Raw genomic sequence first — 12,697 nt, 5'->3', positions numbered from 1 at the left:
ATGTTCCGCAAGCTGCTGGATCGTGGTGAAGCGGGCGACAACATCGGCGCCCTGCTGCGCGGCATCGACCGTGAAGGCGTTGAGCGTGGCCAGGTTCTGTGTAAGCCGGGTTCGGTTACACCGCACACCAAGTTCGAAGCCGAAGCCTATATCCTGACCAAGGAAGAAGGCGGTCGTCACACTCCGTTCTTCGCGAACTACCGTCCTCAGTTCTACTTCCGTACAACTGACGTGACCGGCACCGTGACCCTGGCAGCTGGCACCGAGATGGTTATGCCTGGCGACAACGTGTCGTTCGAGGTTGAGCTGATCGCACCGATCGCGATGGAAAACGGCCTGCGTTTCGCCATCCGCGAAGGCGGCCGCACCGTCGGCGCCGGCGTCGTGTCGAAAATCGTCGAGTAATCGCTCTCGAGATATCAAACGAAAAGGGCGTCCCTCGGGACGCCCTTTTTGTTTGCATTCCTGCTATGGTCAGCACGCATTGCGCGGACAGGAATTAGTCGTAGGCCGCGTCGACGATGAACTCCACCTTCAGCTCGGCGCGCGCCAATTTGGCTTCGCCGCAAGCCCGCGCTGGGGCATGGCCCTTTGGAACCCAGGCATTCCAGACCTCGTTCAAACCTGCAAAATCCTTCATGTCGGCCAGCCAGATCGTCACGCGAAGCATCTTTTCGCGCGATGAGCCAGCCTGTTCGAGAAGGGCGTCAATCTTCTCGAGGCAAATCCGGACCTGTTCCTGAATTGTCTCGCCCTCGGCGACTTGCCCGGTCAGATAGGCCACGCCGTTGTGTTTTACAATTTTTGAGGACCGTTCGCCGGTATCTATGCGTTCAATCATGGGGGTATTCTCGTTTTTTGGTGTCGGATACGGTCGTTCATGGTCACAAACCACCCGGTATGGCAAACGGAAACCGTTTGAGTACGTTTCAGAGAAGTTTAATACGCAGGAAATAAACGTGATTTGAAAGCGCGTGGATCTATCACGCATTCGTGCTGCCTCGATTGCTTGTTTTTGCTTTCTTCCGTCCAAACGCGAACGGGCTTTTTCATCCCGGCGCTGAGTGGCCTCGGCGTGGATAGTAGAGGCCGTTGATACCTACAACAAAACTGCCACCGCCAATCCCTCAGCCCTTCCGTAAAATCTCTGAAAGATCTGCGGCGGGGTTTCTTCTGGCACACAGGCGAATTATTTGGCCGCGTCACCCGGGCCGGCCTATTTCTTTTCAGAATTGTCAGTATTCTGGCGGCAGACATTCAGATTTTCGGCAACATTATCAAATCGTTAAATAAATTCACCGGGTTTCCCCTGACAGCAATGATCTCGGTTGCTGGCGTAGAGCAGGCCAAGCCGCTGCTTACGAACTCTCAGGAAACCTATGTTTCCGCCTGCCTGGATCAGAGTGACACGCCAGAGCGAATCATCGAAATCTGCCAGCACGGGCTGGGTGATGTCGGCGCGTCTGATCGGCAGCGTATTGAGATGTTGGATAAGCTGGCATGGGCCTACTATGATCTCGATGATATGGATCAGGCCGATGACGCATTTGCCGAAATTCTGGCCTTGAATCCCGATGCCGAGCTTGGGCTGCGGGGGCGGGCGTGGGTGTATTACAATCGCGATGATTATGCGGCTGCGACCGCGTTGTTTAGGCAAGCCGTATCGCGCAAGCCCAATGCAAGCAACATGGCTGGTCTGGCCGCCAGCGCGCGCCGGGCCGGAGAGATGGATTTTGCCGATTTCGAAGAGATGATGCAAACCGCTCTGGCCCTGAACCCGGAATATACTTGGGCGATGCGGGAGCTGGCCTGGAAATTGGTGGATCATAACCGGCAGGACGAAGCGCTTAGCCTGTTCAGAGCTGCCAGCGAACTGGATCCATATGATCCAAATGCGGAATACGGCGTCGCCTTTCTGTTGTCCGAGCAGAACGATTGGGAAGCTGCGTTTGACCACGTAAGTCGGGCATTGGAACTGAAGCCGGATTTCGTGACCGCATTATCGCGCCGGTCCCTTATCCTGCTGATGCTGGATCGGCCCAAACAGGCATTGAAAGATGCCGAAGCGGTGATTGAGGCCGAACCTGATGACACGGACGGCTACGTGCGAAAGGCGCGGGCGCTGTCAGACTTAGGCCAAAGATCACAGGCGCATGAGGTGTTGGAGCTGGCGGAAAGCCGGGTGGGGCCGGGCAGCTATCTGCTTTATTGGCGGGCCAGTCTGTTGGCGGACGACCTCGAGTATGAAGCCGCTCTTTTCCACATTCGACGCAGTGTTGCGCTTGAGGGTGCCGACCGCTTTGACCACCGCCTGCATGCGGATATCGCGTTAGGGCTGGGGTACACGGATGAAGCCCGTGATGCCATTGATCAGGCGCTTGGTCTCTATCCCGATGGAGAGTTTGAGCGGTATACGAATGCGCTGGTGCTGCTGGCCGAGGACAGGTTCGATGCAGCAGAAAGCATGTTCGATTCTGCCACCGCCGCAGGCCTGCACCAGGACTATCTTGGCGACTTTCTGGCCGCTTTGGTGGCCGAGGGGCGGTTCATGCAAGCGATCAAGATGCGTGCTCGGTACAAAAACCGTCAACCGGATGCGGCAAGTGACGCGCAAGTTTCGAACTAGCGCGTCACTTCGAATGCAGTGATATTTACGACGTCGCCGATTCCGCCGCGCTACGCACCGCTTTGATGTTTGCGCCGTAGACGTCCGGGTTATCGACCGAACCGCCCTTGAATACGGCTGAACCTGCGACCAGTACATCCGCACCGGCTGCGGCCACCAACGGGGCCGTCTTGGGGTCGACGCCACCGTCAATCTCGATATGGATCGGACGGTCTCCGATCATCGACCGCAGTTTGCGAATCTTGTTGGTCATGTCGATGAATTTCTGGCCGCCAAAACCGGGGTTCACTGTCATGACGCAAACCAGATCGGTCAGGTCCAGCAAGTGTTCAACCGCGTCGGCCGGGGTGCCGGGGTTCAACGCAACGCCCGCCTTCATGCCAGCGGCGCGAATCGCCTGCAAAGTACGGTGGGTATGGGCCCCAGCCTCGACATGTGCAGTCAGGATATCGGCGCCTGCATCCGCGTAGGCCTGAATGTAGGGATCAACCGGCGTGATCATCAGATGCACGTCCATGACCGTTTTGACATGGGGGCGGAACGCTTTGACGGCGGGCGGGCCAAAGGTCAGGTTGGGCACAAAATGGCCGTCCATTACGTCGATATGGACCCAATCCGCCCCCTGGGCTTCGATGGCCTGAATCTCGGCACCGAAATTGGCGAAATCTGCGGACAGGATCGACGGGGCGATCTTGATGCTGCGGTCAAAGCTCATGAATGGCCTCATATGGATAGCGTGTTGGCACAGCGTATAGCGGCGATACGCGCCAATGGGTAGGCCCTCGGTGCGCAGGGGTATTTACAAAACTTTCACTGTGCCGACACAAAGCCGTTGAATCCCGCCTGTAGCTGACCGCCAACACGAATTGGGGGTGGCACGTGCTGCGGATAGAAAAACTGACCAAGCGCTTTGGCGACAACGTGGCCGTTGATGCCGCGACGCTGGATGTAGACAAGCCATGCATGATTGGCATCATCGGGCGGTCCGGCGCGGGCAACTTGTACCGAAAGTGTCCAACTTCAGATTTGATTTGACAGACACCTAACGGAGTTTGGAGAAGCTCTTTTGCCGATGGCGGAAGAAGCAGAACAAAGGATTTTTGCTGCCCGAAAGAGGGTTAAAGGTCTGGATCGTAGCGAGTCAGGCAAAATACGGTTCTCGCTGGCGCCAACCCTTGCAAACGATATTGTGGCACCGCTGATCGCGAAATTCAGAGACCGGTTTCCAGAGATCGATATCGAGGTACGGCGAACCTCAGAGTTAGAATCAATTATCAATGATAAAACCGATATCTCATTGCGTGCCGCCCATGAAGTCACTGATGACGTAGTAGCCCGCAAACTCATGCAACTCGATTTGGGCATCTACGTGAGCGAGTATTATTTTGAAAACTATGTTCCATAAGCGGGACCACGGCTTTGGAACCTGCCTCACTCAGACCTTCAAAGAACAGTACGAGTTAGGCGATTTGTCGACTATCTGACTGAAGATTTGCGTGTTTTGCCCAAGAGCAGGTGACACTGTTTTGCGACCTCCGTGAATGGCAGTTGTGTCGCGCAATGTGAATTTGAGGAAACCGGAATTACGTAGTCGCGGCGAACGTCTCTTATATCCGGCCGCTTTGGGGTATAGCAACCTATCGGTGAGTGACTGGTACGGGCCGGAGTTTGAAGGCTACCGGGAACCGTAGCGTTAGATTTCGGCACAGCATCCAAGATCGGCACCGAGCCTTGAACGACTTTGCAGAGCGCAGGCCAAAAGGCCGATTTGGATCTTCATGAACTACAGTTGAGCAGGTTACTCAGCCCACGACAATAACGCTTTGACCAACAAGTCACGCATCACGAATCCAACGGGCGGCACGCATTGCTGAGAATGCAGCCCCTTGTATTGTCGATTGATCACCGTTGCCCAAGGCCTCACTCGCGAAGAATACCTTGTCCTGCACGGGCACCAGAATATCTGCGACTTCCCGGTTGCCGTAGTTCTCCATTGAATAGCTGCCTATGATATGGGGCGCGGCGCTCCAGTTTTGAACAACACCGTCGATGTATGAATTGGTGACAATCGTTCCGAAGGTCTCGGTAAGCTCAACGAGAATGTCGGTAAGCAGAGCCGCATCGCTCATTCCCACACGCGGCAGAGGACCATCGGACACTGTGAAGAGCCCCAGGACATTGTCTTCCGTTGGCTTGCCGAAGGCCGCGTCATAATAGAGCTTTTCCGTCCAGGTGTCGGCGAGAGCGCTCGCACGCGGGCCATCGAACAGCATGTCAGGATAAAATCGTTCTCTGAATTTCAAAAACGCCTTAAGGCCGGAGCCAAAGTCCACGCCGTGAAGGGCGGTCAGATGACGCGGGGCGAGATCAATTGAAAACCTTATTCGATCGCGTTTCAGCACAGAAATCGGAACGGTGATCAGTACCTTGTCCGTTTCCAGGGTCCTGCCGTCCGAAAGGCGGATGAAGTCGCGCCCGCAGACGAGGAAATCTGAGATACGGCCGCCCCAAAGGTGATCGCGCTGGCCTCTGTCGGAAGCATGAAACGTTCAAAGAAACCCTACCAAGTTGTGTTTCGGAATTTCACCTCGCTGTAGCCGCGTCGCAGCGCGTTGAAGTCGGTCAGCCTGCCATTGTTCCAGAATTGATAGGTCTGGGGTTGGTAGTTGATTGTCATGACCCCAAAATCGGAATCGCCTTGCCCCAGAAAACGTCCAAAAATCTCGGAGTCGTCATGAATCCACTCTGCCCCCCAGATCGAGCGGTACATCCGCAAAACCTGACAGTCGTTTGACCCGGCCACCCCAGATGATGTGGTAGCCTGCCGTCAAACCGACGCTGCCTGCGCCAATAATAGTGACATGCCGGGCTTGGTGCGCCGAAAGCAAGCCAGGTGCGCAAAGCACTGAGGTGGCTGCCAAGCGCGTAAATGTTCTGCGATCCATCGAAACCCTCAATTCATATTGCAGGCACAGTGTCACTCAAGGCCAAGAAGTCGAAGCCCATTTCGTCCGCCAACAGTTGGTTCCAGCAACCCCAGGATTTGCATTTGCCGAGAATGGCTGGTTTGACGGCCACACCGCAACGGTGGTTGCCTAGGGTGAACGGCAGCTTAGGGCCGTGTCTATTTGCGGAATGCAATTAGTTGTTTCGGCAGGTTCGTTCATTGCTTCGCGTTCTCAGATTATTTATTCATTCTTTTTTAGCCTGAACGTTCAAATGTAGGATTAGAACTCTTGGGATGGACGGCTAAAACCTGCTGTGATCCTATGCCATTGTAGTTTATGGGCATTCAATGCGATCAGCTTCGTATATTGTAGGTATTTTGATAGCCATTGCCGCCAGCATTGGCCTTTATTTGGTTTCTTACCAGTACTTCGTTTCGGAGGAGCTTTCGAAAGCTCAGGGCCGGCTCTCTCTTTACCAAAGTTCGGTAAACAGCGAACTCGAGCGATTTTCCCATCTCACATATGTGCTGTCACAGGATTCCTTTGTAATTGAAACAACCGAAGGGGACGGCACCGGAGTTTTAAACCGACGCCTCGAGGATTTTGCGGCGCAGGCGGGGCTGGATGCGATCTACCTGATGGACGAAGACGGGATCACGATTTCCGCATCGAATTACCGCGACACTGGGAGCTTTGTTGGCCAGAACTACGCTTTCCGCCCGTATTTCCAAATGGCTCTCTCCGGCGACCAGGGGCGGTTTTACGCGATCGGGACAACAACAGGATTGCCGGGTTATTTCATTGCCAATGCGGTGCGTGGCGAAGCAGGAAAACCAGCCGGTGTCGTTGCTATTAAGATCGATTTCTCTAATCTTCAGGATAGTTGGAAAAACTCGGGCGAACAGGTTCTTTTGGCCAATGAAGACGGCGTCGTTTTGCTTTCTTCGAACTCGGATTGGCAATATCGCGCGTTGACGCCATTGTCAGAACCACAGCAAGAACGGATTCGAGATGCCAGGCAGTTTCCGGGGCAAGACTTAGATGCGTTGGATTGGGTTGAGTTGCCAGGAGATCAGGCCAGAATTGCGGGGACGAGGCGCCTGCATCTTGCAGCTACGGATTTACCCGATGGCTGGTCGCTTCACTATTTTGTAAGTGACGATCAGGCCGTTGCGCGCAGTTGGCTTGTAACAGCAGTTTTTGTCCTTTTGGCGGGGCTCGCATTTATCTTTTTCCAGATACAACGCGCAAGGCGCGTAGGCGCGGCCTTAGTGCGGTCCGAAGAGGAAGAAGCAAAGCTGCGGGAGGCAAATGAAAGGCTCGCTATCGAAATCGACGACCGCAAGTCAGCTGAGCGGAGCCTCAAACGCACCCAAGGCGAGTTGGAGCGCGCAAGCCGATTGGCGGCTCTGGGGCAATTATCCGCGTCGGTCACGCATGAACTGGGCCAGCCCATCGCTGCGATGCGCAATCACCTGGTGGCAGAAGAGATCTCATCTCCCAGTGAGACCAAGCTGCCGCAAAAAATCGGAAGCCTGGTCGACAGGATGGAAGGGATCACGCGCCAATTGCGGTTCTTCGCGCGCTCAGAGAGCGAGGCGTTCGACGACGTAGACTTATGCACTTCGGTCAATGCCGCGTTGGCTCTTGTTGCGCCAAACATCGAGCAGAGCAAGGTGAAAATCTCAGTTGATGCGCCAACCCGTCCGGTCTTTATCCGGGGCAGTGCACTGCGGATCGAACAGGTCATCACTAATCTTTTGCGCAATGCGATTGACGCGATGGACGAAGTGGATGCACCTGAAGCCCATATCGCTGTCTCAGCTTCTGATGATGAAGCAGTGTTGGAAATTCAGGACAACGGTCACGGGTTGGGCGAGGCAACGTTGGCTGGGTTGCAAGAGCCATTTGTAACCACAAGAGAGAGCGGGCGAGGCATGGGCTTAGGACTGGCCATTTCCACCAGCATTGTCAAAGATCACGATGGCACAATGACGGCCCGAAATCGTGAGGGCGGCGGATCGGTATTCCGTGTCACCTTTCCGACGGCCTCAATTACTGAAGAAACGGACGAATGACCCTACAGCAACCCTACAAAGTTCTGGTCGTTGACGATGACAAATCGATGCGACAATCTCTTGTCGAGTTGCTCGAAGCCGCTGGCTGGAATGTCAGCGCCCTGTCGCGCGCGACCCACGTGACTGAGTATCTGGCCAGCGCGTCGCCCGATGTCATTCTGTCCGATGTGCGTATGCCGGGTATGTCGGGGCTTGAATTGCTGGCCAGTCTGGACAGGCATGTAGCGCCTCCCGTGGTATTGATTTCGGCACATGGTGACATCCCGATGGCGGTTCATGCCATACAGGAAGGGGCGTACGGGTTTATCGAGAAGCCATTTGAACCACGGCGATTGCTGACGGTGCTGAGGCACGCGGCTGAACAAAACCGAATGCGGAAAAGCAATGCCCGCCTCAAAGACCGGCTGTTCAAACTGTCAGGCCTTGACCGCATCCTGCTGGGCCAAACAGGCGCCATTACAGACTTGCGACAAGAAGTACTTGATCTTGCTGATACATCGGTTGCGGTTCTGTTGCAGGGGGATACCGGCACTGGGAAGGAGCTGGTTGCCCATGCTTTACATGATTTGGGCCGCTCGCCGGAGGCATCGTTTCTGGCGCTGAATTGCGCCGCATTGTCGGCCGATACGTTTGAAGCGGAAATGTTCGGCGTCGCGGGTGAATCCGACGGAAGGCTTGTGGCGGCATCGGGTGGGACCTTGTTTCTGGACGAAATCTGCTCGTGCCCACCAGCGGCGCAGGCCAAGCTACTGAGGGTCATCGAAGATCAGCAGGTGCTGCCGGTGGGGGCTGTGTCGCCAGTGCCAGTAAGCTTCAGGGTCGTGTCGGCAACCAACGAGGACATTGTATTGGCAGCCAAGGAAGGCCGCCTGCGTCAGGACCTTTTGTTTCGACTGAATACTGTTGTCCTGTCTTTACCTCCGCTACGTCAAAGACGGGATGATCTGGTTCTGTTGGCAACGCATTTCTTGAACGAATACGCGCAGATTTATGAGATAGACGCGCCAGAACTCGATCAGGACGATTTGGCTGCTCTGCTTGCACATGACTGGCCCGGCAATGTGCGTGAATTGCGCCATGTCTGCGAACGGCGCATTTTGGCGGCCCGGCGCGGAGGAGGGTCAGTGGCGCAGGCGATCCAAAGCGATCAGCATTTCGACGATGTGCCGGATACGCTACGCGAAGCGGTTGCTGCTTTCGAACGCGAGCTTATCGGTAAAGCCATAAAAGCGCACAAAGGCCGCATGGATGCCGCGGCCGAAGCGCTTGGAATTGGCCGCCGAACACTCAACGAAAAAATCGTCAAACTTGGTCTCGATAAAGAGGCTCTGTTGTAGGCGAAAACAGCTCTGCGGAAATCCGCAGGGCCCCCGGGAAATCGCGCGCATTTTCCTTCATAGTCAGGACGCCGCGCGTTCTAAATACTTCGCCCAAACGAATTGCATGATCTGGGAGGAGCCATTATGCGCAAACATCTTAACCGGGCGGCCATCGCCGCCCTGTCGCTGACCGTTGCATCCGAAGCACTAGCTGTCGAATGGAACGTTTCCTTGTGGGGCAAGCGTCGTGCCTTTACCGAACACGTCGAGAAACTCGCCGAACTGGTAAACGAAAAGACGGGCGGCGAGTTCACGCTCAAAATCAGCTATGGCGGCTTGTCGAAGAACAAAGAAAACCTCGATGGGATTTCGATTGGTGCGTTTGAAATGGCTCAGTTCTGCGCCGGCTACCACCGCGACAAGAACCCCTCGATCACCGTTCTGGAACTGCCGTTTCTGGGCGTGACATCCCTCGAACAGGAAGTCGACTTGTCAATGGCCGTTTATCAACATCCGGCCGTTGTCGAGGATCTGGCGCGCTGGGACGCGACTCTGCTGATGCCGTCGCCGCTACCGCAGTACAACCTTGTCGGGGTAGGTGACGCGCCGAAATCTCTGGCCGATTTTGAAGGTCTGAGTGTGCGCGCCACCGGCGGGATCGGTAAAGCGATGGAGACGGTCGGTGCAGTTCCGACCTCGATGTCTGCGTCCGAAGTGCGTCAGGCCATGGATAGCGGCATCGTCAAAGCTGTCAGCTTTGCACCACACGCACATATGTCCTTCGGCACCATTGAAAATGGCACGTGGTGGACGACGAACCTCAACCCCGGCACCGTCAACTGCCCAGTCGTGGTGAACACGCTGGCGCTGGAAGATTTATCTGACGAACACCGCGAAGCTCTACTGGGATCGGTGGAGGAGGCATTGGATCACTACGTGAGCCACTACCAGACCAAAACGATGGAAGCGTGGGGCCCTGAGCTGGATCAACGCGGCATCGAACGTGTCACTTTCAGCGATGAAGAAATCGCAGCGTTCAAAGAAGCCGCTGCCGCCCCCGCGGCCGAGGCCTGGATTGCAGAAAACACCGAGCGCGGCCTACCAGCACACGAGCTTTATGACCTTGTGACTGGCAAGATCGCAAACGGGAGCTAATCCACTCACTGCCCGGCGTCAGCTTGATTGGCGTCGGGTTCTTTCTTTCCTGACAGCGGAGTACAAAGATGGCCGGGTCATCCCAGGTGCTGTCCGACGACAGCCGTCTCAGCATTCTCGATCAACATCTCTACAAACTGGAAAGCTTTCTGGCCCTGATCAGCGGTCTTGCAGTTTTCTCGCTGATGGTCATGGCCGTAGTCTCTGTTGGTGGTCGGAATTTCGCCAATGCGCCACTTCCTGGTTACGTGGACTGGATCGAGCAGGCCATGCCGTTAATCGCCTTCATGGGGATTTCCTATGCGCAGCGCGATGGCGGCCACATACGAATGGACATGGTCGTTGGAGCGCTTAGAGGCCGGGCGCTCTATATCGTTGAGTTCATCACGACCGCTGTCATTCTGGCGCTGATCGTCTTGCTGATCTGGGGGAGCTGGGCGCATTTCGCACGTAGCTTTGACTTTGGTGCGCCACTCTGGAGCCGCGACAGCTCTATCGACATAGGTATCCCGTTGTGGCCCGCAAAGCTGTTGGCCCCCGTCGCCTTTAGCGTGCTTTGCCTGAGGCTTGCTTTACAGCTCTGGGCCTACGGTCGCGCGATCCGGCACCCCGATCAGGCACCTATTGCCGTCCCGCTGATAGCTGACGCAGCCACTCAAGCTGCAATGGAAGCCGAGCACGTCTCGGGCCACGATAACTGAGGTTAAATCTGATGGAACCCATTGATATTGGTCTGATCGTTTCTGGCGGTATGCTTGTTCTTGTGGTGCTGGGGATGCGCGTGGCCTTCGCCGCCGCGACAGCTGGCATGGTTGGTCTGATCTGGATCTTCTGGGCTAAGTTTGGGTATGATCCGGCGCGGTTCGGCAAGGCTGTGACTGTGGCCGTCAAAACAGCGGGGCAGGTGCCGCACTCCAAGATTTCCAGCCAAGCGCTGAGCCTTATCCCGACCTTCATCCTTATTGGCTACCTCGCCTATTACGCGGGCCTGACTAAAGCGCTGTTCGAAGCCGCCAAGCGATGGCTCGCCTGGGTTCCAGGCGGGCTGGCGGTTTCGACCGTTTTCGCGACCGCCGGGTTCGCTGCGGTTTCCGGAGCCTCGGTTGCCACATCCGCCGTTTTCGCCCGCATCGCCATCCCCGAGATGCTGAAGATCGGCTACGACAAGCGCTTTGCTGCAGGTGTCGTCGCTGCAGGTGGCACGTTGGCATCGCTCATCCCTCCTTCGGCCATTTTGGTTATTTACGCGATTATCGTAGAACAGGACGTGGGCAAACTGCTGTTGGCCGGGTTCATCCCGGGCATGTTCTCGGCGGTAATTTATGGCTTGCTGATCATTGGCATGGCCGTCGTGATCAAAGGATTTGGTCCCGCAGTCTCAGGCTTTACATGGAAAGAGCGTTTCATGTCTCTTCCGCCCGCACTGCCTATCTTGTTTGTCGTCGTTACCATCATCTTCTTTGTCTACAACCCATTCGGAGGCGACGCTTGGGGCACGCCAACCGAGGGTGGCGCAATAGGTGCCTTCGTTGTCTTTCTGATGGCGCTATATCAGGGCATGCGCTGGTCCGAACTTAAAGACGCGTTGCTGGAGACGGCCAAGCTAAGTGTCATGATCTTTACCATCATCTGGGGCGTGTTAGTTTACGTACGGTTCTTGGGTTTTGCTGAGCTGCCCATCGCGTTCTCCGACTGGATCGTCTCGCTCGAGATGTCGCCAATGCTGATCCTGATCTGCATCCTTCTGGCTTATGCCGTTCTGGGCATGTTCATGGATGCGATCGGAATGTTGTTGCTGACGTTGCCGGTTGTTTATCCCGCGGTCATGGCTCTGAACGGTGGCGAGGCCGTAAGTGCAGCCAACAGTACCTTCGGGATGTCCGGCCCGATGTGTGCAATCTGGTTCGGTATTCTGGTCGTAAAAATGGCGGAGTTCTGTCTAATTACGCCACCGATTGGATTGAACTGCTTTGTCGTCGCCGGCGTGCGCGATGACCTAAGCGTCCAAGATGTTTTTAAAGGGGTAACACCCTTCTTTCTGGCGGATGCAGCGACCATTGCTATGCTTGTTGCTTTCCCTGCTATCGTTCTGTGGCTCCCCGGACAGGTTTGAATCACATGGGATGATTTTGCAGTGCGGTATGCCGGAGCAGCAAAGGACTGCATCAATCAGCTGCACTGCAGATTAAATGACACTTGTTCAATGTCCGGTTTGGGCCGCCCGCGATCTGACGCTGACACGATCCTGAGCAGATGCTGCACTGCCTCCGATGTCCACAACGAGCCCTTTCTTCTTGATGCCGCATTACGCGCGAACGTTTAGGCGAATCTTTGGTCAGAGCCTCCACGTGTGTTTTGTCCATCTGCTCGAGGACGGTGAGCAACGCGGCTGCGTGCTTCACGGCGTCGAGCGGGAGGTCGGTTCGCAGCGACAGGCAGAGAAACTGGTTCGATAGTTTTTTTGGCAGGCGTTTTCGGAAATAGCAAATACGGCCGCGGCGCACGAGGTAGGGGCCGGCATGGTAACGGGGTTTGCGCGACCGCGCGCTGGGTCGATTTCTTGCTGGCTGT

General features: G+C 55.7%; 11 protein-coding genes and 2 pseudogenes. 9 read left to right on the top strand and 4 right to left on the bottom strand.

Annotation, left to right across the window (positions count from 1 at the left end; genetic code table 11):
• A pseudogene (tuf, locus tag QMP16_RS07780) lies at positions 1 to 405 on the top strand (elongation factor Tu); the annotation flags it as partial.
• A gap of 94 nt (positions 406 to 499) precedes the next feature.
• On the opposite strand, the gene QMP16_RS07775 reads toward tuf, so the two are convergent.
• Positions 500 to 841 carry a RidA family protein gene (locus tag QMP16_RS07775; protein WP_282120772.1) on the bottom strand — a complete coding sequence of 114 codons (342 nt, stop codon included), beginning with the start codon at positions 839 to 841 and terminating at the stop codon, positions 500 to 502.
• A gap of 477 nt (positions 842 to 1,318) precedes the next feature.
• Between QMP16_RS07775 and QMP16_RS07770 the strand changes: the two genes are divergently transcribed.
• Entirely contained in the window at positions 1,319 to 2,626 is a 1,308-nt protein-coding gene (locus QMP16_RS07770; RefSeq protein WP_282151892.1) for a tetratricopeptide repeat protein, read from the top strand.
• Positions 2,627 to 2,651: 25 nt separating this feature from the next.
• Here the strand turns inward: QMP16_RS07770 and rpe are convergent, their stop codons facing one another.
• The gene (gene rpe / locus QMP16_RS07765; protein WP_282151891.1) at positions 2,652 to 3,341 is read right to left on the bottom strand and encodes a ribulose-phosphate 3-epimerase; all 690 of its coding nucleotides are present in this window, start codon (positions 3,339 to 3,341) and stop codon (positions 2,652 to 2,654) included.
• Positions 3,342 to 3,505: 164 nt separating this feature from the next.
• On the opposite strand from rpe, the pseudogene QMP16_RS07760 reads away from it, so the two are divergent.
• Positions 3,506 to 3,622, top strand: a pseudogene (locus QMP16_RS07760) (phosphonate ABC transporter ATP-binding protein); the annotation flags it as partial.
• 76 nt (positions 3,623 to 3,698) lie between these two features.
• The gene (locus QMP16_RS07755; protein ID WP_282151890.1) at positions 3,699 to 4,031 is read left to right on the top strand and encodes a LysR substrate-binding domain-containing protein; all 333 of its coding nucleotides are present in this window, start codon (positions 3,699 to 3,701) and stop codon (positions 4,029 to 4,031) included.
• A gap of 430 nt (positions 4,032 to 4,461) precedes the next feature.
• On the opposite strand, the gene QMP16_RS07750 is transcribed toward QMP16_RS07755, so the two are convergent.
• Positions 4,462 to 5,091 (bottom strand): FAD-dependent oxidoreductase, encoded by a 630-nt coding sequence (locus tag QMP16_RS07750; RefSeq protein WP_282151900.1) that lies wholly within the window; start codon positions 5,089 to 5,091, stop codon positions 4,462 to 4,464.
• A 95-nt stretch (positions 5,092 to 5,186) separates the two neighbouring features.
• Positions 5,187 to 5,429: a hypothetical protein gene (locus QMP16_RS07745; protein ID WP_282151889.1), complete on the bottom strand. Its 243-nt coding sequence runs from the start codon at positions 5,427 to 5,429 to the stop codon at positions 5,187 to 5,189.
• Positions 5,430 to 5,921: 492 nt separating this feature from the next.
• Between QMP16_RS07745 and QMP16_RS07740 the strand changes: the two genes are divergently transcribed.
• From QMP16_RS07740 to QMP16_RS07720, 5 genes are all read left to right on the top strand, one after another.
• Positions 5,922 to 7,652, top strand: coding sequence for a sensor histidine kinase (locus QMP16_RS07740; protein WP_282151888.1), 1,731 nt, complete (start codon positions 5,922 to 5,924; stop codon positions 7,650 to 7,652).
• A complete protein-coding gene (locus tag QMP16_RS07735) occupies positions 7,649 to 8,989 on the top strand; it encodes a sigma-54-dependent transcriptional regulator (protein ID WP_282151887.1) in 1,341 nt (446 codons plus the stop codon). Before QMP16_RS07740 ends, QMP16_RS07735 begins: the two co-directional genes overlap by 4 nt.
• Positions 8,990 to 9,115: 126 nt before the next feature.
• Positions 9,116 to 10,126 carry a TRAP transporter substrate-binding protein DctP gene (gene dctP, locus QMP16_RS07730; RefSeq protein WP_282151886.1) on the top strand — a complete coding sequence of 337 codons (1,011 nt, stop codon included), beginning with the start codon at positions 9,116 to 9,118 and terminating at the stop codon, positions 10,124 to 10,126.
• Positions 10,127 to 10,194: 68 nt separating this feature from the next.
• Positions 10,195 to 10,827 carry a TRAP transporter small permease subunit gene (locus QMP16_RS07725; RefSeq protein WP_282151885.1) on the top strand — a complete coding sequence of 211 codons (633 nt, stop codon included), beginning with the start codon at positions 10,195 to 10,197 and terminating at the stop codon, positions 10,825 to 10,827.
• A gap of 11 nt (positions 10,828 to 10,838) precedes the next feature.
• On the top strand, positions 10,839 to 12,239 hold the full coding sequence (locus QMP16_RS07720; protein ID WP_282151884.1) for a TRAP transporter large permease: 1,401 nt from the start codon (positions 10,839 to 10,841) through the stop codon (positions 12,237 to 12,239).
• Positions 12,240 to 12,697: the final 458 nt, after the last annotated feature.

The organism is Ruegeria atlantica (assembly GCF_947495585.1).
In the GTDB taxonomy this organism is placed as follows: Bacteria; Pseudomonadota; Alphaproteobacteria; order Rhodobacterales; family Rhodobacteraceae; genus Ruegeria; species Ruegeria atlantica_G.
Note: the sequence above shows the minus strand (reverse complement) of the source record. Positions and strands in the feature narration are given on the sequence as shown.